Below are 23,671 nucleotides of genomic sequence, written 5' to 3'. Positions count from 1 at the left end.
GAAAACTCTTCTACTCGGTTGGCTGCTGTCTGGCTGTGCGAGCGGCACGGGCGGCCGGGGTGTCCGGTCGCTTGCGTACCACCCAGTCTTCGATATTGCGTTGTTCGCCCGCCGAAACAGCCAGGGCTCCCGGCGGGACATCATGCCGTACGACGGTTCCCGCACCGGTGTATGCCCCATCCCCGACGTTCACCGGCGCGACAAACATGTTGTCAGACCCGGTACGGCAGTGGGACCCGATTGTGGTGTGATGCTTGGTCACACCGTCGTAGTTGACGAAGACACTCGATGCGCCGACGTTCGACTGTTCGCCGATCGTCGCGTCGCCGACGTAGGTCAGGTGGGGCACTTTGCTCCCGGTGCCGATGCTGGCGTTCTTGGTTTCGACGAAGGTGCCGATCTTCCCGTCGGCGCCGAGCTCGGTGCCCGGACGTAGATAGGCGAACGGGCCCACCGATGCGCCGTCGCCGATCACCGCGGAACTGCCGTGGGTGCGAATCACGTGGGCGCCCTTGCCGATTGACACGTCGGTGAGGGTGGTGTCGGGGCCGATGACCGCGTCGGTGTCGATGCGCGTGTAGCCGTGCAGTTGTGTGCCCGGGTCGATGCGCACGTCGGCCTCGATCGTGACGTCGACGTCGATCCAGGTGGTCGCCGGATCGACGACGGTGACGCCGGCCAGCTGATGGCGTCGGATGATGCGGCGATTGAATTCGGCGGCGAGGTCGGCCAGTTGCACCCGGTCGTTGCAGCCGGCAACCACCACCGGATCGGTGACGGTAAAGGCGCGCACCGGGTGCCCGCCGCGACGTGCGATCTCCACGACATCGGTCAGGTAGAACTCGCCCTGCGCGTTACCGGTGGACAATTGCGCCAGTGCGGCCCGCAGTGTGTTGACGTCGAAGGCGTAGATGCCGGCGTTCACCTCGGTGATCGCTCGCTGAGCGTCGGTGGCGTCCTTCTCTTCGACGATGGCCTGCACGGAGCCGTCGTTGGTGCGGATGATGCGCCCATAGCCGGTCGGCTCGTCGGCGATGAACGACGTGAGTGTGACGACCGCCGGGTTGTCGCCCGCGGTGTGTGTGGCAACGAGGCCGCGCAGCGTGTCGGCATCGAGAAGCGGAACGTCGGCCGCGGTGACGATGACGATGCCGTCGAAGTCGGCGGGCAGTGCCTCGAGCCCCACCCGCGCCGCGTCGCCGGTGCCGAGCGGCGCCTGCTGCCAGGCGGTGACGTACGGCAGGTCCAGATGGACGACGGCGGTGTCGACCGCGTTGGCCACTCGGTCGCCCTCATGTCCGACGACGGCGACGACATCGCTGGGACCGATTCCGGCTGCGGCGTGCAGCACGTGACCGACCAGAGACCGGCCCGCAATGGTGTGCAGGATCTTCGGTGTCTTGGATTTCATCCGGGTGCCAGCGCCCGCAGCGAGAACGATCACGGCAACGGGTGACGTGGTAGCCGTCATGACTTCGTCCGCCTTTCTGCCGCACCGGGTGCGATCCTACGCACCGCGTGCGTTGTGCAGGCACGCACCGGGCGAGTTCGGCGCCTGATAGAAAACAAGGTGAACCGCAACCCCGTGCGCGTGATCATCGTCTAGTTCCGAGGCGATTCCTACCGCATCAGGGGGCCGGGGACCAAAACGAACTCGCCGTGTCGACCGTCGGGCCGCCACAGCACAGTCACCAACGGAGGTAATTCGATGAGCACTCAGAAGACCGCGATCGTCACCGGGTCGGCCCGGGGAATCGGCGCGGCCGTCGCCAAGCGCCTGGCGTCCGACGGACTCGCGGTCGCCGTCCTCGACCTCGACGCCGACGCGTGCGCCGACACCGTCAAGGCCATCACCGACGCAGGTGGCAAGGCTATTGCCGTCGGCGCCGACGTTGCCGACGAAGCTTCGGTGCAGGCCGCTGTGGTGACCGTCTTCGATCAGCTCGGTGCCCCGACGGTGGTGGTCAACAATGCCGGCGTGCTCCGCGACAACCTGCTTTTCAAGATGACGGTCTCCGATTGGGACACCGTCCTGGCGGTCCACCTGCGTGGTGCCTTCAATGTGACCAAGGCCGCTCAGAAGCACATGGTCGACGCCGGGTGGGGTCGCATCGTGAACCTGTCGAGCACCTCGGCGCTCGGAAACCGCGGCCAGGCCAACTACTCGGCCGCCAAGGCCGGCATGCAGGGCTTCACCAAGACCCTCGCGATCGAACTCGGCAAGTTTGGCGTGACCGCCAACGCCATCGCCCCCGGCTTCATCGAGACCGAGATGACCGCCGCGACCGCCGCCCGCGTCGGCGTGCCGTTCGAGGACTTCAAGAAAGCCGCCGCGTCGCAGATCCCGGTCAACCGGACCGGCGTCCCCGAGGACATCGCGCACACCGCGTCGTTCTTCGTCAGCGAGGGCGCGGGCTTCGTCTCCGGCCAGGTCATCTACGTCGCAGGTGGTCCCAAGGACTGACCTGAGGGGTTCCTCAACGCTGTGGCACAATCGTGTCCGCAGTAATTGGAGCCCGCAGTATTCCCCCATGGTGTAATCGGCAACACTTCTGATTTTGGTTCAGGCATTCTAGGTTCGAGTCCTGGTGGGGGAGCAACGGTAAGCCAAGCAAGTCCTGAGTGGGCACTTCTGAACTGATCGCGACTACCCCGACCTCTGCGATGAGTAGCGAACCGGGGTATCGCCCAGCCCGTGCAAGAAGGTGTCGACGGCACGGGCCGATCGTCGGGCCAGGGAGTCGTCGGCTCCGAGTGGCACAGCAGCGGCCTTGACCAGCGTGAGGTAGACGGTCGCCGCCCAAACGAGATCGACGTCCGGCGCGAGGTGGCCGTGCGCCTCAGGTAGGTCATCCACACGATCGCTGAGGCCGGCACCGGGTAGCGATCGGTGTCGGGATTTCCGGACTCGAGATCGCGCAGCACCCAACCCCAGTCCACCTTCAGCAGTCGCAATGTCACCGAGTGCAGGCGAACCACCGGTGGCTCCTCGGCCAACATGCCGGACCGCAACTCGCCGCGCCCAACGCCGTCGCTTGACCCGCCGGCAGATCACGGCCCACCGATTAGGGACCAACTCCCATAGTCACGTCTCAGGCGCCTGGTTCATTCTGTAGTGGTGCAAGAAGCTGCAGCGCCGCAACAGGATGAACTCGACGACGCGTCCGTCCCGGAGTCCGTGGTCGAATCATGGACTCGAATCGTCGCGTGGACGCTGACTGTCGGAGGGCTGATCGCGTTCATCGCCTCGTTCACCCTGACGATCGAACGCATCGAGCTGTTGAAGAACCCCGACTACGTGCCGTCGTGCAGCTTCAACCCGGTGTTGTCCTGCGGATCGGTGATGAAGACGTGGCAGGCGGCGCTGTTCGGGTTCCCCAACCCGCTGATCGGTATCGCGGCCTTCGCCGTGGTGATGACCGTCGGTGTCGGGATCTTCGCCGGTGCTCGCTATGCGGGGTGGTTCTGGGCCGGTCTGCAGGTGGGGGTGACGCTCGGCATGATCTTCATCTGCTGGCTGATCTCGCAGAGCCTGTACAGCATCGACGCCCTGTGCCCGTACTGCATGGTGGTCTGGGCGATGATGATCCCGATCTTCGTCTTCGTCAGCGTTCGCAACGCGCACGCCAGCGGCTTGACCAGCCGTTCCGGGTTCGTCGCCTTCCTGGCGCGCAACCACGCACTGATCATCACGGTCGCGGTTCTGGTGATCATCGCGATGATCGGCCAGCGATTCTGGTCGTACTGGTCGAGCCTCTACTCATAGATTCCAACACGCCCGGGTCTCACCGTTTTCCGGTCGGATGACCTGACCAGGCAGCAGGATGGCCATATGACCCAATTGACGTACGAGGAGTTCGGACGCCGGTTCTTTGAGGTTGCGGTCACCGAGGAGCGCGTCGAGTCGGCATTCGCGTCCATAGTCGGTGATTCCTTCGAGGTCGGTCCCATCTCCTCCGGACCCGGCGGCATCGCCAAGGTGCTCGCACGCGTGCGCATCGACGAGCCGCGTATCACTCGCGACGTGGGGGAGCTGATCACGTTCGCGGTGGAGATCCCGCTGACGATCCGACTTCTCGTCGACCTCAAGCTCGACCGCATCAAGTACGACGTCGACGGCCAGGTGGCACTGTCGCTGACCGCGCGGGCCGCGGAGCCGCTCGAGCTACGCATCGAAGTGCAACCACCCAAGCCACGCGACGTGACGGTCGGCGTGGCATCGCACAATCTGCGCGGCGAGATCATCCGCATCGTCGGGCAGGTCGACGACGAGATCAAGCGATTCATCGCCCGTCATGTGGCCGCCGAGATCGACAAACCAGAGGTGCGCAAGGCCCGGATCATCGACGTCGCAACCGAACTCGGCCGCGCCTTCGAGTCGCTGTAGCAACGGTCGCCGTGACGTGTCTCCGAGGGCAATATTCCCTCGGTGGCACCTGAGGGCGACCGCTTCGGACGGCTCCGATCTTCCCGCCTCGACGACGTCGGTGGGTGTTGGCACCACCGATGCGTCGTCGGCGTGTCGCGATGTCAGAAACCGCGTGTCTGGTCAGAAACCCGAGGCGCACCAGCGGTTTCTGGCTACACCGGCGGTTTCTGGCCACGAATGCGGTTTCTGCGACGACGACCGCGATCTTCCCGCCTCCATGTCGTCGGCAACGCCGACGGAGGGACGCTGACTCGAAGAGTGTGGCGACCTGCGTCGCCACCTCGGCAAACGCAATGTCGACGATTCCGTCGCGCAGCAACACAAGACCCGGCATCGCACGGGGCGATGCCGGGTCCTCGGTGTTGCGATGTGGCGCGCGATTCCTCAGTGCGCCATGGCGACTGCTTCTTCGGACGCGACCGGCAGCTTGCCGCTACGCACCACCAGTCCCGCGATGACTCCGCCGACAGCGAAGACCGCGGCCGCCACCCAGAATGCTGTGGTGTAGGAGTGCACGGCAGCCAACTCGGCCAGTTGCTGTGGATTGCCAACGCGCGCAGCATTATCCGCCACATAGGCGGTCGCCGCGCTGGCGGCGATGGTGCTCAGCAATGCGGTGCCGATCGATCCGCCGACCTGCTGCATCGTGTTGACCGTCGCCGACGCCACGCCCGCATCCTCGGAAGACACGCCCGAGATCGCACCCTGCATGGCCGGTGCCATCGACGCGCCGATTCCGACGCCGAGGATGAGCAGCGCGGGCAGGATGTGCGTCGCATACGAGCTGGTCGGGGTGATCTGCGTCAGGTAGGCCATACCGAGCGATGCCACGATCATGCCGCCGGCCATCAACCAGCGAGGACCGAAGCGGGGCAACAGAACTCCTGTCGACGTGGTTGCGGTCACGATCAGCATGCCGATCATCGGCAGGAACGCAAGACCGGTCCGGATCGGCGAGAACATCAGGTTCTGCTGCATGTAGTAGGTGAGGAACAGGAAGATCCCGAACATGCCGATACCGGCGATGAACACCACGAGGTAGGAGCCCGCCCGGGTACGGTCGGTGATCACCCGCAGCGGCAACAACGCGTGATCGGTGCGGGCCTGCAGCCATACGAAAACCGCGAGAAGCGCTGCACCGGCGACCAGCCAGGTGATCGTCGCCCAGTCGGCCCAGCCGTTGGTCTCGGCGTTGGAGAAGCCGTAGACGATCGAGAAGAGCGCGACCGAGACGGTCACCACGCCCGGGATGTCCAGACGCGGACGGTGTTCGGAACGATGCGACCCGAGAAACAGGACGGCCCCGACCAGGGCGATCGCGGCGATCACCAGGTTGACGTAGAGGCACCAGCGCCAGTCGGCCCATTCGGTCAGCATGCCGCCGAGGAGGAGGCCCAGCGCGCCGCCACCGCCGGCGATCGCGCCGAAGATGCCGAACGCCCGCCCACGCTCGGCGGGATCGGTGAAGGTGGTCGTCAGCAACGACAACGCGGCAGGCGCGAGCAGGGCGCCGAAGACGCCTTGGCCGGCACGAGCGGCGACCAGCATCTCGAAGTTCACTGCTGCGCCGCCGATCGCGGACATCACCGCGAAGCCGATGAGGCCGGTGATGAAGGTGACCTTGCGGCCCAGCAGATCCGACAACCTGCCGCCGAGAAGCAGCAGGCTGCCGAAAGCAAGGGCGTAGGCGGTGACGATCCACTGCCGGTCCTCGTTTCCGAAGCCGAGTGACTCCTGCGCATGGGGAAGAGCGATGTTCACGATGGTCGCGTCGAGCACGACCATGAGCTGTGCGAGTGCGAGCACACCGAGAATCACCCAGCGCAGCCGGTGATGGCGGTCGGCGGGTGATTCGACGTCTGCCGACGAGGTGTCGAGCTCGTTGTAGGTGGTCGTCATCGCGCCTCCAATTCTGAGATCAGGCGGAGGTGTTTCCTCCGGTTCTTAGTAGCCAACGGGGGACAAGCGGAGATGATTCCTCCGATTGCTAGACTGTGACCATGACCACCGGATCGACGTCGAATGCCCGCGAGCGTCCGCTGCGCGCCGACGCCGAGCGCAACCGGCTGCGAATCATCGCAACCGCGCGCGAACTGTTCGCCGAACGCGGCCTCGACGTCTCACTCGACGACGTCGCAGCCGCGGCAGGTGTCGGCGTCGGGACGGTCTACCGGCGGTTCGCGAACCGCGACGAACTCATCGTCGGGGTCTTCGTCGAGCACCTCAAGCAGGTGAGCGCGCAGGTCGCCGGCGCCCTCGAGGACCCGGATCCGTGGGCCGGCGTGGTCAACCTCATGACCTGGTTCGGCACCATCACCGCAGGTGACCGTGGCTTGGCCGCGATCATCATGCGCATCGACCACACCGACCCGGAGATCGAGAAGGTGAAGGCGGGGATGAACGAGCGCATCCAACTCGTCTTCGATCGTGCGCAGGCGGCAGGTGTGCTGCGTCCCGACCTCGCGTCGACCGACTTCTTCGCCCTGTTCACGATGCTGTCATCGGTCGCCGAGGTCACCGAGCCGACGGTCCCCGGGGTGTGGCGTCGCTACCTCGAACTGATACTGCCCGGCATCCGCGCCGGCAGTGAGCAGATCCCCTTCACCGTGCCCGCGTTGTCGGAGGTGCAGATCCGCGCGGTGCAGCGGGATCGGGCGCAGCGTCGACGGACGTCTCCTTCCGGCTGAGCGGTGTGAGGAGCGGTGGGCTCACAGCATGTGCACCTTGCGATAGACCTTCGCGGCTGCCGGCGTGAGGAGTCCGACCTCGTCGAGGAAGGCCATCAGGTGCGCGCACCCGGTGCGCACCATCGACTGGAAATGGTGGTTGCGACGCATCTCGGCGACGGCACGGTACTTGTCGAGTCCGGCGTCGGAATATGCTTGTGGCCGAACAAGGCTGGTGAAGATGAACGACGCAGCGACGGCGGTGTGATACGCGCTCCAGCGCTGCTTGAGGGGTCCGGCTGCCGCCATCGCCTCGCGCACCTGCTCGCGGGCGTACTTCATATGCCGGGATTCTTCGAGGACGTGGATCTCGTTGACGGTCCGGATGAAGGGGAGGACTCGATCGTCGCGCATGCATCCGCGTTGGAAGACGTCGAGGATCTCCTCGGCGACGAGGATGCCCGCGTAGGCCACCTCGTCCTTCGCGGTGGCGCCGAAGAGTTTGGCGGCCTTGCCGATTCGCGGATGTGGCCGATAGGACGTGCCGACCATCTTCTCGGTCGCCTTGGCGAACATCAGCGAGTGGCGGCATTCGTCGGCGATCTCGGTGAGCGCGAACTGATACTCGGCGCGATGGTAGTCGCCGAGGTACTGGTCGCGTAATACCAACTGCTGCAACAACATCTCGAACCAGATGCCGATGCTCATGATCGACGCGAACTCGTGTCGGGTCAGCGTCACACGCTGCTGCTCGGTCATCTCGTCCCAATATGCGGTTCCGTACAGCGTCGACCACTCGGGGCTGCACCCGTAGTGCGCGGGGTCCATCGGCGCGTTCCAGTCGATCTCGGTCATCGCGTTACGCGAGAGGCGCGCCGCGGAGGTCAGTAGACGGCGTGATACTTCTTCGGTGTCCGAGAGCGTCGAACTCTGACATTGCATAATGGCAACGTACCATCACGCAATGGCATAGTCACGCGTCCGGGTCGTCCTCGACGACCAGTCCCTGACTCACGAGCCAGTCGTAGGCGACGTCGGCGGGGTCCTGTCCGTCGATGTCGACGCGGGCGTTGAGGTCGAGCATCACCTCGTTGGTGAGGCGCTTGGAGATGGTGTCGAGGAGGCCGCGCAGCTGTGGGTACTGACGCAGGATCTCGCCACGCACCACCGCGGTGCCGCTGTAGGGGAGGAAGAATTTCTTGTCGTCCTCGAGGAGGACGAGTCCGAGGTTCTTGACGCGGCCGTCGGTGGTGTACACCTCGCCGAAATTGCAGGGGTCGCTGTCGGCGGTGGCGGTGTAGATCACGCCGGCATCCATGCGCGTGACGTTCTGGATGGGCACACCGTCGGGGGTGTTGTACGGCATGCCGTAGGCGGCGAGCATCTTCACGAAACCGTCCGGCCGAGAGAAGAACTCGTCATCGACGCAGAAGGTGCGTTCCTTCACCGGGAGACGGGTGATGTCGGAGATGGTGTGCACGTTCAGTCGTTTGTGCACGGCAGGGGCGGCAGCGAAAGCGTAGGTGTCGTTGAAGTTGGCCGGCGCCATCCAGATGAGGTCGTGTTCGCTCTCCTCGATCGCGGCGACCTCTCGCCACAACTCCTGCGGATCTGCGATTGTCTCGGTCTGGTTGTGATAGTTCAGCCACGCGGTACCGGTGTACTCCCACACGATGTCGGCGTCGTTGTTGAGGATCGCCTGCCGCGACGACGCAGACCCGGGCGCGCCGGTCAGGTCGGTGATGTTGGCGCCGGCGGCCGCAAGGTAGGTTGCGGTGATCTTGCCCAGGATGACGCCCTCGGTGAAGCTCTTCGACGTGACGACGATGTCGGCGCCGTCGAGCGGGCGCGCACCGTCCGGCAGTGCGGCGCTCTGGAACGTGCCCGACGAACTGACCAGCCCGCAACCGGCCAGCAGCGCAATCGTGGCCAGGATGCTGATGGCCAGGGTGAGCAGGCGGCGTGGTCTCATCGCACACCTCGCGGGGTCGCGGCCAATTCGAACAGTCGGCCGAGCCAGTCGATGATCATCGCGAGGAGGGCCACCAGGATCGCCCCGGACACAAGGAGTTTGGGTAAGAAGAGGGTGATCCCGGTGTTGATCAGCGTGCCGAGGCTGGTGGCGCCGATGAAGACGGACAGCGTCGCCGTGCCGACCAGGATCACCAGCGCCGTGCGCACCCCGTTGAGAATCACCGGAACCGCGAGGGGCAATTCCACCTGGACCAGGGTGCGCAAACCCGAGTAGCCGATGCCGCGGGCTGCTTCGACGGTCCGCGGATCGACCTGTCGCAGACCGACGATCGTGTTCTGCAGGATCGGCAGCACGGCGTAGACCACGAGCGCGACGACGGCGGTCTTGAAGCCGGTACCGAGCCAGAAGGTGAACAGCACCAGCAGGCCGAGGGCGGGAGCAGCCTGACCGACGTTGGCGATGTTGACGACGATCGGGTTGAGCCGGCGCATCGACGGCCGGGTCAGTGCGATGCCGAGCGGAATGGCGATCACGATGACGATGAGCGTCGCGGTGAGGGTGAGTTTGATGTGGTCGAAGATGGTCGACTGCAACGTTTCCCAGGCCAGTGAGGTCTCCTCGACCTCGGTGAAATCGGTGGTGGCGTACCAGATGAAGTAGCCGACGCCGACCACCAGAATGACCAACGGCTCCAGCCACACATCCAGGGGCGTGCTCTTGAATCGTTGTTTCATCGCGGCGCGGACCCGTCGGGATCGGTCTCGGTGGGTACGTCGAGCACTTCGGTGACGTCGATGGGGCCGGTGCCCTCGGCGTGTTCGGCGTACGACGTGGAATCTTCCTGCGCGCGGGCTTCGGCGAGCTGCCCGCGGATGATGTCCATGACCGCGTCGATGTTGAGGGCTCCGACCACCGCGCCCTGCGCGTCGGCGACCAGCACGCCGCCCTGGCTGGCGGCCAGCATGGTGTCGAGTGCGTCATTGAGGGTCGACGACCGCGCGACCACCGGCAATCGCGCGTCGACGTAGTCGGAGACCTCCGGTTTGGAGGCGAGTTCGTCGAGCGACGGCCACGCGCGTGGCCGCCCGTGCTCGTCGACGACGACCACCCACGTGTGTCCGGCGGCGCGCGCTCGCGTTATCACCTGTCCGGCCGGCTCGCCGACCTTGGCGGTGACGATGTCGGCGTGCGCGACGTCGCGCACCCGGGTCAGCGTGAGCTGGGCCAGCGTCGCACCCGACCCGATGAAGTCCTCCACGAACGGCGTCGCCGGATTGGCAAGGATCTCTTCGGGAGTCGCGTACTGCTCGATGTGGCCGCCCTCGGAGAGGATGAGGACCTTGTCGCCGAGTTTGGTCGCCTCTTCGAAGTCGTGGGTGACGATCACGATGGTCTTGGCCAGCTCGTGCTGAATCGCGATCAGGCTGTCCTGCAACCGAAGCCGAGTGATCGGGTCGACCGCGCTGAACGGCTCGTCCATCAGCAGGACCGGCGGGTCGGCGGCCAAAGCGCGTGCGACACCGACACGTTGCTGCTGGCCGCCGGACATGTCCTTGGGCAGACGGTCGGCAAAGGTGGCGGCGTCGAGTCCGACGAGATCGAGGAGGTAGTCGGTGCGGTCGGCGATCTTCTTCTTGTCCCACTTGAGGACTCGCGGAATCGCGCCGATGTTCTTGGCGACCGACCAATGCGGGAACAGGCCACCGGACTGGATCACGTAACCGATGGATTGGCGCAGCTTGTCGGGATCCTCCTTGGTGACATCGCGTCCCCCGATGAAGATCCGGCCCTCGGTGGGTTCGATGAGACGGTTGATCATCTTGAGCGTCGTGGTCTTTCCGCACCCTGACGGTCCGACGAAGGCGACGATATGTCCGGCCTCGATGTCGAGGTCGAGCTGGTGAACCGCGGGTTCGGTCTGTCCCCGGTACCGCTTGACGATTTTGTCGAGGTGGATGTCGGCCCCGGTGACCGTGCGCTGGGCCGACGGCGCGGTCGGTTGGTCGGTGAGGTCGGTCATGACAGTCCCTTTGAGATCGTGAGGCGGCCGAGCAGTACCAGCAGTGCGTCGAAGACGAGTGCGATGATGACGATGAGAATTGTTCCGGTGAGCGCCATTTCGAGGGCATTCGCGCCGCCGAGGCGCGAGAACCCGTTGAAGATCAACGATCCGAGTCCCGGTCCGAGGACGTAGGCGACGATCGCCGCGACGCCGACGATCATCTGGGTGGACACCCGAATGCCGGTGAGGATGACCGGCCAGGCGATGGGAAGTTCGACGGTGAACAAGATGCGGAATCTGGAAAGACCGATGCCACGCGCGGATTCGACGACCGCCGGTGGCACCGAACGTAGTCCGACGACCGCGTTACCGATCACCGGCAGCGCCGCGAAGAAAGCCAGCATGATGAACGACGGCACCACGCCGAGCCCGAACGGGACGATCAGCAGCGCCAGTAAGGCGAGCGAGGGAATCGTCAGCGCGATGCGACTCGTGGTGAGTGTCAGCGACGACACCAGCGGCAACCGATAGACGCCGATCGCGATCGCTATGGCCACGAGCGTGCCGACGAGAACGGTCTGAAAGGCCAAGGACGCATGTTGATACGTCAGGAACGTGAGCCTGTCGGCATGGTCGGACACGTAGTTCCACAGCTGCACGATCGTCCCATCGTCAGGGGTGCTTGGATCTGACCTTACGCATACCGAACGGCCATGCGGTGCTCTTTGGACGTCGTTGTTGTCGGCGCGAACTGCGGTAGACCTGCTGATCAGGCGATTCCGCCTGCCCCCCGGCTTTTACTCGCGATGATGAAATGTCACGCGACCCGGGCGTCGAAGCACTTCTCCAACGACCGGGCGGTGATTCGCCAGCCGTCGTCGGTCAGAATCCACGCGTCGCGGTACCAGAGTCCCAACAGATGCGTCGAGGAGTCGGTCTGCATCGGATTGAGACACAGGGTTCGCGTCCGTGCACGAGTGCCGTCGACCGTTATGTCGTGATTGCCCACCAAGTGGCAGTAGGCGGTGAAGGCGGGCAGAACCTCGCCCAGCCACGCCTGCACTTCGGCCAGGTCACCGACGATTCCGCCCATCGCGCTGTAGTCGATGCGTGCGTCGGCGGTGAACACCCGGTCGAGGTCACCGAACCGTCGTGCGTCGACGGCGGTGGAGTAGTCGGTCAAGGCCTGCGTGATCTCCAGGCGGGCAGAAATCTCCTCGATGCTCAGCATCCGTGCAGTCTGACACCGTAGTGCAGCGCTTGGGAGAACCTTCGGAGTACTAGTCTGTTGCCATGGCAGTCAGTCGTCCCACTGATGGTGGCGCCGAGGTGCGACGCGCCCCGCGGGCCCGGATGACCGGTGCGCAGCGTCGCCTGCAGCTGATCGAGGTGGCCCGCGGATTGTTCGCCGAACGCGGCTTCGAGGGCACGTCCATCGAAGAGATCGCGCAGCGCGCCGGTGTGTCCAAGCCGATCGTCTACGAGCACTTCGGTGGCAAAGAGGGTCTGTACGCGGTGGTCGTCGACCGCGAGATGGAAACCCTTCTCGAGATGGTGACGTCGTCGCTGACGAAGAACCGGTCGCTGTACCGCATCCAACAGGTGGCGCTTGCGTTGCTGACCTACATGGAGGAGCGTACCGACGGCTTCCGTATTCTGGTTCGCGGCGACAGCACCGCGTCGACCGACGAAACAGCCACGTACTCAAGCCTTTTGAACGATGCCATCAGCCAGGTCGAGCACATCCTGGCCGGCGATTTCGAACGCCGCGGCTTCGAGCCGGGGCTTGCACCTCTGTATGCGCAGGCGCTGGTGGGCATGGTGTCGGTCACCGCGCAATGGTGGCTTGATGTCCGCGAACCGTCGAAAGAGGTTGTCGCAGCACATCTTGTCAACCTGTGCTGGAACGGACTGACCCGCCTGGACCCGAATCCCGAACTGGTGGGACCCGACTATGTGGAACCCAAGGAGCGCAGGTCCTCCGACGAGTGACTTGGTGCGCCGCCTGTGGATCGTCGTCGACCACAGTGCTGAACCGGTGTTAGCGTGACGCGAAACAACCAGGGGGGAAGCGCATGTCAGATCTTGTCGTGGATCCATCGTCACTCACATCGGCTGCCGTCGAGATCCAGCAGTGCGCTGCGCGGTTGCGTGCGCTCAAGTTGGCGGCCGGCTTCCGAAGTGGTTACTCGACAGCGACCTTCGGTCAGCTCGCGGGCGCGTTCAAGGGTGCGACCACCGACATAACGGATGTCGCCGGCGCGGCCGACCAGCAGATCGCCAGATCGTTGGCCAATACGTCCGCCCGGCCTTTGTGCATGCAGCTTCGGCAGTCGAAACCCAGTCCGTCATCGTGGCAGTTGCGCTGGTGGTGGCGCGCGCAATCGCTGCACCGCGTCGCCCCACCGCCGTCCGCTGGGCATTGGTAATCGCGGTTGGTGCGTGTGTTGGTGGTCTGACCTCCGTGTTGCTGCCGGTGTGGCACTGAACATGGGCGGTCGATTCTTCGGTCCCGCAACACCATTCGCGGCGATGGTTGCACTGGGTGCGGCAGTGATCGCGGTGACCTACCTCTGGGTGGTCGGTTTCCTTGTGATCGTAGCGTTCGCGCTGGTTGCGGCAGCGTGCGCAATTGCCCCCGGCAAGCAACGCCAGTTCGGAGTAGGGGCAGTCATCGGATGCGCGGTCTGCGTGAGTGGACTCGCGGTGGCGATTGCCACGACGTTCTAGCGCGCTACGTCAGTACAAGACTCCGTTTGGCCAACCCCATCCAGAAGCCGTCGATCACCTGGTCCGGGCGTTGTTCTGGGTCCGTACTCGCGCCGAGGGTGACGAACAGCGGTGAGAAGTGCTCGATGGTCGGGTGGGCGTACGGCATTCCCGGGGCCTTGATGCGAAAGTCGATGAGCGACTCCACATCTCCGGCGGTGAAACGTTCGTGTGCCCAGGCGTCGAATTCGGCGGACCACGTCGGAGGTGTCGCGTCGGGCCGCGGATCGGTGAGGTAGGGAAGTCCGTGCGTGGTGAACCCGGACCCGATGATCAGCACGCCCTCGGCGCGCAGCGGCGCCAGTCGACGGCCGAGGTCGAGAAGTCGCTCCGGGTCGAGTGTCGGTAGGGAGATCTGGAGAACCGGAATCTCGGCGTCCGGGTACATGACGGTGAGCGGGACGTAGGCACCGTGGTCGAGCCGGCGATTCGGGGCGTGCGCGACGGGCTCGCCGTCGGGCATCAACGCCGCGACGCGTCGGGCGAGCTCCGGGGCGCCGGGTGACCAGTAAGTGGTCTCGTAGAAGCGGTCCGGGAAGCCCCAGAAGTCGTAGGTCAGCGGGGTGTGCGGGTCGGTGGACCCGATGGTCAGTGGTGCGGCTTCCCAGTGCGCGGACACGACGAGGATCGCGGTCGGGCGCGGGAGGTCTGCGGAGAGGCCGGCAAGTTGCTCGACCCATATCTCGCTGTCGACCAGCGGCGGGGCGCCGTGGCTGAGGAACAACGCGGGGATGCGATCCGACTGGGGGGCGTCGGTGGGCTCTGACATGGACATATCTTACTAAACAGAACTGCGGTCCGGTTTGTTTCCACAGGTGGCCGGGGTGATCGTGGCCGTCCCGGCGTCCCACCTACAATTGCTGGAGTGTCGACTCCGCGCGCCCTCGTCGGGCTTTCAGAACTTGCCTGCGCCGACACGGCGATCCACGGACTCGTCGCACGACGCGACGAACGCCGCCTCGACATCACCGCTCCCGACGCCGCACGACCGTTCGTGGTGTCCTGCCTGGCCAAGGATTCAGCGGCCCCGCTCCTCGTCGTCTCCGCGAACGGACGGGAGGCCGACGACCTGACCGCCGAACTCGGCGAGCTGCTCGACGACCCCGAAGCGGTCGCCCAGTTCCCCTCCTGGGAGACGCTCCCGCATGAGCGGCTGTCGCCCAGCGCCGACACCGTCGGCCAGCGACTCGCAGTTCTCCATCGGCTCGCCGATCCCGGCGATCGCCCGCTCGCAGTCGTGGTCACCACGGTGCGCTCGCTGGTGCAGCCGATGGCACCGGGACTTGGTGACGTCACCACGATCACTCTCCGTGAGGGTCTCGAGATCGACTTCGACCGCTTGCTCGTCGACCTGGTCGAGATGGCTTACGAGCGGGTCGACATGGTCGGCCGCCGCGGCGAGTTCGCGGTACGCGGCGGCATCCTCGACGTCTTCGGCACCACCGCCGACTTCCCGGTGCGCGTCGAGTTCTGGGGCGACGAGATCACCGAGATGCGCGCGTTCTCCGTGGCCGACCAGCGCAGCCAGCCCGAGGTCGACGCGTCCACAGTGATCGTCCACCCGTGCCGCGAGTTGCTCCTGACCCACCAGATACGCAGTCGGGCAGCCGAACTCGCCGAGAAGTCCGAGGGTGACCCGACGCTCACCGAGATGCTGACCAAGCTGGCCGAGGGTATTCCGGTCAACGGCATGGAAGCTCTCATCCCGGCACTCGTCGACGGTGAGATGCAACTCCTCACCGAAGTGGTGCCGGACGGGACGCGGGTACTGATCCTCGATCCCGAGAAGGTGCGCACGCGCGCAGCCGATCTGGCCAAGACGGGTGCAGAGTTCCTCGAGGCGTCGTGGACCGCTGCGGCGATGGGCGCCTCGGCCCCGATCGACGGGCGTTCGTCGCAAACCCTCGGAGTGGATCTGCAGGCGAGTGCCTACCGGCCGCTCGACGGGGTGGAAGAGTCCACGTTGGCGGCGGGGCGGTCGTGGTGGACGATGAGTCCGCTGTCCACCGGCTCGGGTGACGAGGTGGAGCTCGATCTCGCGGCGGGCCCGGCTCCACGCGGCAACAACGACGAGATCGCCGCGGTGTTCGCACAACTGCGCGCGCATGTGACGGGTGGTAAGACGGCAGCGATCGTGGTGGCGGGCAAGGGAACTGCCCAGCGCGTCGGCGAGCGGCTGGCCGACGCCGAAGTTCCGCACGTGCTTGCCGAACCCGGGTACCGGCCCCAGCCGGGCGAGGTGACGGTGTTCGGCGGCACCTTGCGTCAGGGGCTGGTGTGTCCCGACGCCGGGTTGGTCATCGTCACCGAATCCGATCTCACCGGCACCCGGGTCGCGAATGTCCGTGACGGGCGCCGACTTCCGGCCAAGCGTCGCAACCAGGTCGATCCGCTGGCGCTGACCGCAGGCGATCTCGTCGTCCACGACCAGCACGGCATCGGCAAATTCGTCGAGATGATCGAGCGCACGGTGTCGGGTGCGCGGCGGGAGTACCTGGTGCTCGAGTACTCACCGTCGAAGCGTGGCCAGCCGGGCGACCGATTGTATGTCCCGATGGATGCCCTCGACCAGCTCTCCCGCTACGTCGGCGGCGAGCAGCCGTCGCTGTCCAAACTGGGCGGATCGGACTGGCAGAACACAAAGCGCAAGGCGCGCAAGGCGGTCCGTGAGATCGCCGGCGAGCTCGTGCAACTCTACGCCGCGCGGCATGCCGCTCCCGGTCACGCGTTCGGGCCCGACACCCCCTGGCAGCAGGAGATGGAAGACGCCTTCGACTTCACCGAGACCGTCGACCAGCTCACCGTCATCGCCGAGGTCAAGTCCGACATGGAACGACCGGTGCCGATGGACCGGGTGATCGTCGGCGACGTCGGCTACGGAAAGACCGAGATCGCGGTCCGCGCCGCTTTCAAGGCGGTGCAGGACGGCAAGCAGGTTGCCGTGCTGGTCCCGACGACGATCCTTGCGCAACAACATCTTCAGACCTTTTCCGAACGGATGACCGGGTTCCCGGTGCGGGTTCGCGGCCTGTCGCGGTTCACCGACGCCAAAGAGTCCAAAGAGGTCATCGGCGCGATGGCGAGCGGTGAGGTGGACATCGTGATCGGCACCCACCGCCTGCTGCAGACCGGCGTCACCTGGAAAGATCTGGGTCTGGTGATCGTCGACGAGGAGCAGCGCTTCGGCGTCGAACACAAGGAACACATCAAATCCCTTCGGACGCATGTGGATGTGCTGACGATGTCGGCGACGCCGATCCCGCGCACACTGGAGATGTCGATGGCCGGGATCCGGGAGATGTCGACGATCCTCACCCCGCCGGAGGAACGTCATCCCGTCCTCACCTATGTCGGCGCCTACGCGCCGAAGCAGGTCGCCGCCGCCATCCGGCGCGAACTCCTGCGTGACGGCCAGGTCTTCTACGTGCACAACCGGGTGTCGACCATCGACAAGACCGCGCGCGACATCTCCGCGATGGTTCCGGAGGCGAAGGTTGTTGTCGCGCATGGTCAGATGAACGAGGATCAGCTGGAACGAACGGTGTCGGGGTTCTGGAATCGCGAGTTCGACGTGCTGGTGTGTACCACGATCATCGAGACCGGCCTGGACATCTCGAATGCCAACACGCTGATCGTCGACCGTGCGGAGAACCTCGGGCTCTCCCAGTTGCACCAGTTGCGTGGCCGTGTGGGCCGCAGCCGCGAACGCGGGTATGCCTACCTGCTGTACAGCCCTGAGCGGCCATTGACCGAGACGGCTTACGACCGCCTTGCGACGATCGCGCAGAACAACGAGCTCGGTGCCGGAATGGCGGTGGCGCTCAAGGATCTCGAGCTTCGCGGTGCCGGTAATGTGCTCGGTGCGGAGCAGTCCGGGCATGTGGCGGGCGTGGGTTTCGACCTCTACGTCCGGCTCGTCGGGGAGGCCGTGGAAGCCTACCGCGCAGCCGCCGACGGGCGTGAAGTGACCACCCAGGAAACCGGGGAGGTGCGCATCGACCTGCCGGTCGACGCGCACATTCCGGTCGAGTATGTCGACTCCGACCGCCTACGACTCGAGGCCTACCGCAAGCTCGCGTCGGCCACCGACGACGCCGCAGTCGACGGCGTGATCGCCGAACTCACCGACCGCTACGGCGAGCCCCCGGTCGAGACAACACGATTGGCGTCGATCGCGCGCCTGCGGTTGCGTTGTCGCGAGCGTGGCGTCACCGAGATCGGCTTGGCCGGAACAGGAATGAAGATCTCGCCGCTGCCGCTGCTCGACAGCGAGCAGGTGCGCCTGAAGCGCCTCTACCCGGCTGCCACCTTCCGCGCGACCACATCCGTTGTGACGCTGCCCATCCCACGCACCGGAGGCGTGGGATCAGCACGCTTGCGCGACGACGAGCTCATCGTCTACCTGACGACTTTCCTGACGCAGCTCAAGCCGACTCCCGCTGCCGACTGATCCGAAGAGTACTGCTTTCGGCCTCCTTGAACTGGGGTTATGTGGAGCCTCCGCTGCGGCTGTCCCACCGAAAGTAGGGGAAGTGGTTTCTTCCGCGAGGTTCGGAGTCGTCCCCTAGAAATTCATAGGGCAAGACACCAAGGGTAGGGGACGAGTCTTCTTCCCCTACTTTCTTCGGTGACGCGGGAAGCCTTCTCCTCTCGTCGGGGCGTGGTCCTCGACGCCGTGACCAGGATCGGGCCGCTGGGGAGCGTCCTCCGGAATATTCCCGGCGGACCACCCTGAGGGGCCCGCTCTCAGTCATCCGAGGGGCCAGGGGGTACAGAGTTTCCGACGGGGGTGGCAGTGTGCTCCCGTGGTCTGACCGGTTCGCTGCTGACTCGAAGAGTTCGGTGGCGAGCGCTCTGACCTGGGCAAACGCCGCAGCGCTCTGCCCCTGAAAATAGGGGAAGAACTTCTTCCCCGGGGTTCGAAGTCGTCTCCTAGAAAATCTGCGGGGAGGACACCAAAGGTAGGGGACGAGTTTTCTTCCCCTGATTTCTGCAGCGACCGCGCACCCCTGCGCTACGACGAGCCTCTTCCCGCGTCCATGATCGCCGCCGCAGACGGCGGGTGGGTCGCTGATCCGAAGTGTTCGGCGACCGGCCCCGGACCGGGAAGTCTCCACTCGGTCTACCTGCGGACCCCAACCACCAATCGTCTCGACACACGTTCTTTGTCGCCCACCCGCGTGGCGGCGCTGCGCCCTGCGAATGACCGCACGTATGGTTTAAACATTCCGACGTGCATCGATCGTGGGGGTTCGAGTGAAAGGCGCACTGCCGAGATGACCGTGGTTCTGCTGGACCCCAGCCGCCCCGACCTGATCCCGATCCGGGCCCGCACCCTGCTGTCCGGGCGGGTGATGGTCACCGAGGACGTGTCGGCCGCGACGCTCTGGGAGTTCGATCACGTGGAACCCGCGGTCGACGCCCCACCCGGCTCGGACGGGTCCGACGCAGTGGCCGTGCTGGTCAGCACCGATCCGGCCCACCCGCTCGTACGCACCCGGATCGCTCGGGGTGAGGAGGTGATCGCCGCCGAGCGAGTGTCCGGTGCCGTGCTGCTCGAGGCCGTCGCGCTGATGGACACCCTGCGCCGAAACGGGCCGTGGGAGAGTCAGCAAACCCACGCATCACTGCGCCGATACCTCCTCGAGGAGGTCTACGAACTCCTCGACGCCATCGAACTCGACAACCCGGACGAACTGCGCGAGGAATTGGGAGACCTGCTGCTGCAGGTGCTCTTCCACGCGCGGATCGCCGCCGACGATCCGGATACCCCGTTCGACATCGACGACGTCGCACGCAGTTTCACCCAGAAGGTGACCGGGCGGACACCGGGCGTGCTGTCGGGTGCGCATTCCGACCTCGAAACACAGATCCGCGAATGGGAGGAGCGCAAGGCGGCGGAGAAGCAGCGCGGATCGGTGCTCGACGGCATCGCCACCACCGCGCCGGCACTCGCCCTCACCCAAAAGGTGCTCGAACGGCTCACCGCCGCGGCCTATCCGGTCGAGACGATCGATCCGCAGGTCCTGACGATCACCGTGACGGCCGACGGCGACAGCGTCGAAGACACCGCCCGCCGTCGTGTCCTCGCCTTGATCGACCAGGTGCGAGCCGCCGAGGAACGCGCCAAGAGCGCCGACGTGACACTCGACACCGCCGACGCCTGGCACGGGGTGCTAGTCGACGTTAGTCGAGAAGACTGATGGTATCTCCGTTGACCGCGAGCGACGGTCACGAGCGATTGACCCGATCGGCGGTAGACGCGTATGGGTCTTTGTCGGCGGGGCAGATTCGGGACGGCAAGGCTCGGGCCTGGGGAGTATGGAGGTACGCATGACGATCGCCGACGGCGACGATGGGGATGCGAGCACCGAATGGGTGTGTGTTCATTTTGCGCTGGTGGTCCCAACGAGGGTTGGCGACCTACTTGTTCCAGAGGGATGGTCTGCCGGCGCGTACCCCGGGGCGGACCATCCCTACGCTGGAGCGTTGCAGCGCAATGGAATCGGTGGTGGTGGAGATCCTGCGGAGTGGTTCCCCGGGCGACTGGCTGACGCCACCGCGAACAGGAACAGCGGTAATCGATCCGCGAGGGCGTACAAGCGTCTGGACGCGCCGGGCTATACGCGCGGCAACGTGGCTGTGATAGCGCTGGAATTGCTGACCTTTACATGTGACAGTGACGCGCAGGCAAACGATTTCGTCATCGCCCACATTTCGGTCGATCGGCCAGATGCGACTCAACTGATGCTGATCTCTCAGAATCTTCGTCGACCCTGGGTCGATCCCTTCGGAGATGTGGAGGAGCGGAGCTATTACGATCCGATGGGGATCGTGGTGCGAGCAATAGAGGTCGAGTTGCATGCGGCGGTCGGAATCGATCTGGTGGCGATCGGTGCCAGCGGACGGGTGAGGTTCGCCCGTCCGCTGCAGCAACAGAACCCCGTCAACGACAGAGCGCCCCTTTCGGTGTCCGTATCCGGTGTGGCGACACGTCTGCCTGCGGTTTCGGCGCTGGGTGTCCAGTATGGCGACACTGCTTGGTCGCCGCAGCAACTGTGGGCATTTGCCCTTGCTTATGGACTTGCGCCGGGCATGCAATGGCCAGGCGACACGCTTTCGGCAGCCGAGGAGGTTACTGTCGACTGTCCGAAGGATTGGACGGGTGTCGTCACTGAGATCGGGCAGGCATTCATCTGTGTCGATCCAAGCCCGGACGATGTGCGGTTTCGAGGATTCTGGAATTTGGGCCATACGCGTTTCGTGGACCTGCTCATTCTGGGTTCCCGCCAGACTCACCTGCTCGAGCTCTTGTCCGAAGACCTCGTGGCGCTAGGACGGGACGCATTCGAGAAGACGCGCCGCATCGATGACATGACGATCTCTGGCGTTTCCGAGCTTCGTTTGGAGGTTGAGAGGTTTGGGCAGCGATATGCCGAGTTTCGTAACGACAACTGGTTCACCATCATCCCTAGGCGGAATCGCGCTACTGTAATCTTGCAGCAGATCCAACGCCGGCTGTATGCGCAGCAGTTGTTGGACGATATCGACGCGGAGCTCCGCAGGATGTCCGAGATCATCACTGTTGCCGCCGATCGGCGTCATGAGGCCCATGAGCAGGCTTTGCGTGAGCGTGTCGAGGCGCGAAATGCATTGGTTCAGGAAGAATCTCGGGCTCGAGAACTCGAGCGGGCAAAGCGTGACTGGCTCATATCCGTGATTTCGGCATTAATCGGTCTTCCATCGATCACTTACGCTCTGGCCGCGATATCAACTCCTTCAGGTGCATGGAACGGGGCGCTGTGGAGCATCGTCTGGATGGTCTTGGCGGTTCCGACAATACTATTCGTGCATTGGTTGATAACACGCAGGGGATCGGGAGGTCGGTAATGAGCTCACCTGAGATCGCCGTGATAACAACGGTTGACCCTTCGCGGACCGATCACCTGATGAGCACCTATCAATCACTCCAAGAACAGATCGATGTAAATTGGGAATGGTGCGTTTACTTTGACGGACCGGGGGTGCAGCACCCGCTGGAGTCCACGTCAGATTCGCGAGTGAAGGTTAGACGCGGAGATAGGTCCCGCGGAGCCGCATTCGGTAGAAACTGCGCGGTGCTCATGTCCAGGTCTGAGTTCTTGAGGAACCTTGATGCCGACGACCTGCTGATCGGAACCACCGCATTGTCGCTCTGCTTGAACAATCTGATGAGGCCGGGGATTGGATTCTGTGTAACCGTCACGGCCGACCAGAAGCACGATGGGTCATTGACGAACTTTGAATCGAGGTTTACGCCGTACGGCGTCCTTCCGCGGGGGTACTGGGGATCAGCGTGGATCGAGCATCGGTTCTTGGATATGCGCGCCCACACGCTAGGTTGTCGAAAGGACCTGTACTGGGTCTGCGGGGGGTACCGTGCAATGCAGTTTGCCGAAGATGTGACGCTCATCGTTTCGATGAACGAACTCTGTGAGGGTTGGTTCGAGCGCACGCCGTCTTCGATCTATCGACTGTGGTCGGGTCAGATGTCCGCTGCGCCCGAGCGTCCCTGGGAGCTCGACGCAACTTACCGTGAGGTGACACAGTCCGTTGGATCCTTGCGACGCTGGCTGGGTCCGCACTGATTCCCTAAGACTCGAACAACCCCTGACCCCACCACTCGCCGTCGGCCAGTCCGGGCGGAACCGCGAAGATCGATGAGCCGTTGGGGATCAGGTATTCGGTCATGGCGTCGCGTCGTGAAAGTTCTTGCTGCATCGGGATGAACTGGGTCTGCGGGTCCCGGTTGAAGGCGATGAAGAACAAACCGGCGTCGAGGTGGCCGAATCCGTCGGAACCGTCGGTGAAGTTGTATCCGCGCCGGAGGATCTGCACACCGCCGAGGTTGTCCGGATGTGCCAGGCGCACATGGGCATTGCGCGGGATCATGGGTGCGCCGTAGGAGGTGATCTGGAAGTCGGGGGTGTCGAATTCCTTCTTCTGGCCCAACGGTGCGCCGCTGTTCTTCTCTCGGCCGATGATCTGCTCCTGCTCAAGGAGGTTGGCGCGGTCCCACGGCTCGATGTCCATCCGGATACGACGGGCAACCAGATAGCTGCCGCCAGTCATCCATTGGGCTCCCGGCGGATTGTCGGCGGCGTCCACCCACACCCAGCGGTCGAGCAGGTCGGTGTCCTCCGCGCGCAGGTTCGCGGTGCCGTCCTTGAACCCGAACATGTTTCGCGGGGTCTCCTGGGCCTGCGTGGTGGAGGCGGTGCGACCGAAGCCGAGCTGCGACCATCGCACGGCCACCACCCCGAAACCCATTCGGGCGAGGTTGCGGATCGCGTGGACGGCGACTTGCGGGTCGTCGGCGCAGGCCTGCACGCAGATGTCGCCGTAGGAGCGCAGCGGATCGATGCGCTCGGCAGCGAAGATGGGAAGGTCCTGCAGCACAGCCGGTTTCCGGTCGGCGAGACCGAATCGGTCGCCGCGGCCGGGAAATGCTGCGGTGGGTCCGAACAGTCCGGGACCGAATCCGATGGTCAGGGTGAGCTTTGACGGCGAGAGTCCCAGCGCCTCACCGGTGTCGGCGGGTGGGACGTAGTTGCCCAACCCGGTCGCGCCGTTCTCGACGGTCTCTTCGCCGCGCGTCATCCGCTCCGCGGCAACCGTCCACGCTTTGAGCATGGCCACCAGATCGTCACGCGACTCGGTCACGACGTCGAAACTGGCGAAATGCAGACGATCCTGGGCCGCGGTCACGATGCCGGCCTGTCGCTCGCCGCGGAACGCGACGATCTCCGACGACTCCTCCGGCTCGGGCGCAGTCGCCCGGCCGACGGCCA

Annotated in this window: 22 protein-coding genes and 1 tRNA gene; 12 read left to right on the top strand and 11 right to left on the bottom strand. The window is 64.8% G+C overall.

Annotated elements, in window-relative coordinates; all coding sequences use genetic code 11:
* Positions 1 to 10 precede the first annotated feature (10 nt).
* Positions 11 to 1,471, bottom strand: a complete 1,461-nt coding sequence (gene glmU / locus ABZW74_RS11470) for a bifunctional UDP-N-acetylglucosamine diphosphorylase/glucosamine-1-phosphate N-acetyltransferase GlmU (RefSeq protein ID WP_355276285.1) — start codon at positions 1,469 to 1,471, stop codon at positions 11 to 13.
* Positions 1,472 to 1,708: 237 nt separating this feature from the next.
* Between glmU and ABZW74_RS11465 the strand changes: the two genes are divergently transcribed.
* A complete protein-coding gene (locus ABZW74_RS11465) occupies positions 1,709 to 2,464 on the top strand; it encodes an SDR family oxidoreductase (protein WP_240856494.1) in 756 nt (251 codons plus the stop codon).
* A gap of 61 nt (positions 2,465 to 2,525) precedes the next feature.
* Positions 2,526 to 2,597 (top strand) — tRNA-Gln (locus ABZW74_RS11460).
* 50 nt (positions 2,598 to 2,647) lie between these two features.
* Here ABZW74_RS11460 and ABZW74_RS11455 read toward each other — a convergent pair.
* Positions 2,648 to 2,857, bottom strand: a complete 210-nt coding sequence (locus ABZW74_RS11455) for a hypothetical protein (protein WP_240856495.1) — start codon at positions 2,855 to 2,857, stop codon at positions 2,648 to 2,650.
* A 321-nt stretch (positions 2,858 to 3,178) separates the two neighbouring features.
* Between ABZW74_RS11455 and ABZW74_RS11450 the strand changes: the two genes are divergently transcribed.
* Both ABZW74_RS11450 and ABZW74_RS11445 read left to right on the top strand, forming a co-directional pair.
* Positions 3,179 to 3,766: a vitamin K epoxide reductase family protein gene (locus tag ABZW74_RS11450; RefSeq protein WP_355276318.1), complete on the top strand. Its 588-nt coding sequence runs from the start codon at positions 3,179 to 3,181 to the stop codon at positions 3,764 to 3,766.
* 66 nt (positions 3,767 to 3,832) lie between these two features.
* Positions 3,833 to 4,387, top strand: coding sequence for a hypothetical protein (locus ABZW74_RS11445; RefSeq protein WP_240856496.1), 555 nt, complete (start codon positions 3,833 to 3,835; stop codon positions 4,385 to 4,387).
* A gap of 426 nt (positions 4,388 to 4,813) precedes the next feature.
* Here the strand turns inward: ABZW74_RS11445 and ABZW74_RS11440 are convergent, their stop codons facing one another.
* The gene (locus tag ABZW74_RS11440; RefSeq protein WP_355276282.1) at positions 4,814 to 6,328 is read right to left on the bottom strand and encodes a DHA2 family efflux MFS transporter permease subunit; all 1,515 of its coding nucleotides are present in this window, start codon (positions 6,326 to 6,328) and stop codon (positions 4,814 to 4,816) included.
* 101 nt (positions 6,329 to 6,429) lie between these two features.
* Between ABZW74_RS11440 and ABZW74_RS11435 the strand changes: the two genes are divergently transcribed.
* Positions 6,430 to 7,116, top strand: coding sequence for a TetR/AcrR family transcriptional regulator (locus tag ABZW74_RS11435; protein ID WP_240856498.1), 687 nt, complete (start codon positions 6,430 to 6,432; stop codon positions 7,114 to 7,116).
* A gap of 21 nt (positions 7,117 to 7,137) precedes the next feature.
* Here the strand turns inward: ABZW74_RS11435 and ABZW74_RS11430 are convergent, their stop codons facing one another.
* The 6 genes from ABZW74_RS11430 to ABZW74_RS11405 form a co-directional block, all read right to left on the bottom strand.
* Entirely contained in the window at positions 7,138 to 8,037 is a 900-nt protein-coding gene (locus ABZW74_RS11430) for a diiron oxygenase (RefSeq protein ID WP_355276280.1), read from the bottom strand.
* 31 nt (positions 8,038 to 8,068) lie between these two features.
* Positions 8,069 to 9,067, bottom strand: a complete 999-nt coding sequence (locus ABZW74_RS11425) for a glycine betaine ABC transporter substrate-binding protein (RefSeq protein WP_240856500.1) — start codon at positions 9,065 to 9,067, stop codon at positions 8,069 to 8,071.
* Complete coding sequence (locus ABZW74_RS11420; RefSeq protein WP_240856501.1) at positions 9,064 to 9,804, bottom strand: ABC transporter permease; 741 nt, start codon at positions 9,802 to 9,804, stop codon at positions 9,064 to 9,066. Before ABZW74_RS11420 ends, ABZW74_RS11425 begins: the two co-directional genes overlap by 4 nt.
* Positions 9,801 to 11,090, bottom strand: coding sequence for an ABC transporter ATP-binding protein (locus ABZW74_RS11415; protein WP_240856502.1), 1,290 nt, complete (start codon positions 11,088 to 11,090; stop codon positions 9,801 to 9,803). The genes ABZW74_RS11420 and ABZW74_RS11415 overlap by 4 nt, the downstream gene beginning before the upstream one ends.
* Positions 11,087 to 11,731: an ABC transporter permease gene (locus ABZW74_RS11410; protein WP_240856503.1), complete on the bottom strand. Its 645-nt coding sequence runs from the start codon at positions 11,729 to 11,731 to the stop codon at positions 11,087 to 11,089. Before ABZW74_RS11410 ends, ABZW74_RS11415 begins: the two co-directional genes overlap by 4 nt.
* A 158-nt stretch (positions 11,732 to 11,889) precedes the next feature.
* The gene (locus ABZW74_RS11405) at positions 11,890 to 12,303 is read right to left on the bottom strand and encodes a nuclear transport factor 2 family protein (RefSeq protein ID WP_355276276.1); all 414 of its coding nucleotides are present in this window, start codon (positions 12,301 to 12,303) and stop codon (positions 11,890 to 11,892) included.
* A 62-nt stretch (positions 12,304 to 12,365) separates the two neighbouring features.
* Here ABZW74_RS11405 and ABZW74_RS11400 point away from each other — a divergent pair, with 62 nt between their 5' ends.
* The 3 genes from ABZW74_RS11400 to ABZW74_RS11390 all read left to right on the top strand — a co-directional run bounded on the left by ABZW74_RS11400 (position 12,366) and on the right by ABZW74_RS11390 (position 13,802).
* Positions 12,366 to 13,064, top strand: a complete 699-nt coding sequence (locus ABZW74_RS11400) for a TetR/AcrR family transcriptional regulator (RefSeq protein ID WP_355276274.1) — start codon at positions 12,366 to 12,368, stop codon at positions 13,062 to 13,064.
* 83 nt (positions 13,065 to 13,147) lie between these two features.
* Positions 13,148 to 13,501: a hypothetical protein gene (locus ABZW74_RS11395; RefSeq protein ID WP_355276272.1), complete on the top strand. Its 354-nt coding sequence runs from the start codon at positions 13,148 to 13,150 to the stop codon at positions 13,499 to 13,501.
* Positions 13,502 to 13,604: 103 nt separating this feature from the next.
* Positions 13,605 to 13,802: a hypothetical protein gene (locus ABZW74_RS11390; RefSeq protein ID WP_240856507.1), complete on the top strand. Its 198-nt coding sequence runs from the start codon at positions 13,605 to 13,607 to the stop codon at positions 13,800 to 13,802.
* Between the two features lie 4 nt (positions 13,803 to 13,806).
* On the opposite strand, the gene ABZW74_RS11385 is transcribed toward ABZW74_RS11390, so the two are convergent.
* Complete coding sequence (locus ABZW74_RS11385; RefSeq protein WP_355276269.1) at positions 13,807 to 14,610, bottom strand: class III extradiol ring-cleavage dioxygenase; 804 nt, start codon at positions 14,608 to 14,610, stop codon at positions 13,807 to 13,809.
* 96 nt (positions 14,611 to 14,706) lie between these two features.
* Between ABZW74_RS11385 and mfd the strand changes: the two genes are divergently transcribed.
* From mfd to ABZW74_RS11365, 4 genes are all read left to right on the top strand, one after another.
* Positions 14,707 to 18,291, top strand: a complete 3,585-nt coding sequence (gene mfd / locus ABZW74_RS11380; RefSeq protein ID WP_355276267.1) for a transcription-repair coupling factor — start codon at positions 14,707 to 14,709, stop codon at positions 18,289 to 18,291.
* 826 nt (positions 18,292 to 19,117) lie between these two features.
* Positions 19,118 to 20,044, top strand: a complete 927-nt coding sequence (locus ABZW74_RS11375; protein ID WP_355276265.1) for a MazG family protein — start codon at positions 19,118 to 19,120, stop codon at positions 20,042 to 20,044.
* A 130-nt stretch (positions 20,045 to 20,174) separates the two neighbouring features.
* Positions 20,175 to 21,731: a hypothetical protein gene (locus tag ABZW74_RS11370; protein WP_355276263.1), complete on the top strand. Its 1,557-nt coding sequence runs from the start codon at positions 20,175 to 20,177 to the stop codon at positions 21,729 to 21,731.
* The gene (locus ABZW74_RS11365; RefSeq protein WP_355276261.1) at positions 21,629 to 22,468 is read left to right on the top strand and encodes a glycosyltransferase; all 840 of its coding nucleotides are present in this window, start codon (positions 21,629 to 21,631) and stop codon (positions 22,466 to 22,468) included. The genes ABZW74_RS11370 and ABZW74_RS11365 overlap by 103 nt, the downstream gene beginning before the upstream one ends.
* A 4-nt stretch (positions 22,469 to 22,472) precedes the next feature.
* Here the strand turns inward: ABZW74_RS11365 and efeB are convergent.
* A partial coding sequence (gene efeB, locus ABZW74_RS11360) for an iron uptake transporter deferrochelatase/peroxidase subunit (RefSeq protein ID WP_355276259.1) occupies positions 22,473 to 23,671 on the bottom strand: 1,199 nt, incomplete at its 5' end.

Source organism: Gordonia sp. NPDC003585, from assembly GCF_040610755.1.
In the GTDB taxonomy this organism is placed as follows: Bacteria; Actinomycetota; Actinomycetes; order Mycobacteriales; family Mycobacteriaceae; genus Gordonia.
Note: the sequence above shows the minus strand (reverse complement) of the source record. Positions and strands in the feature narration are given on the sequence as shown.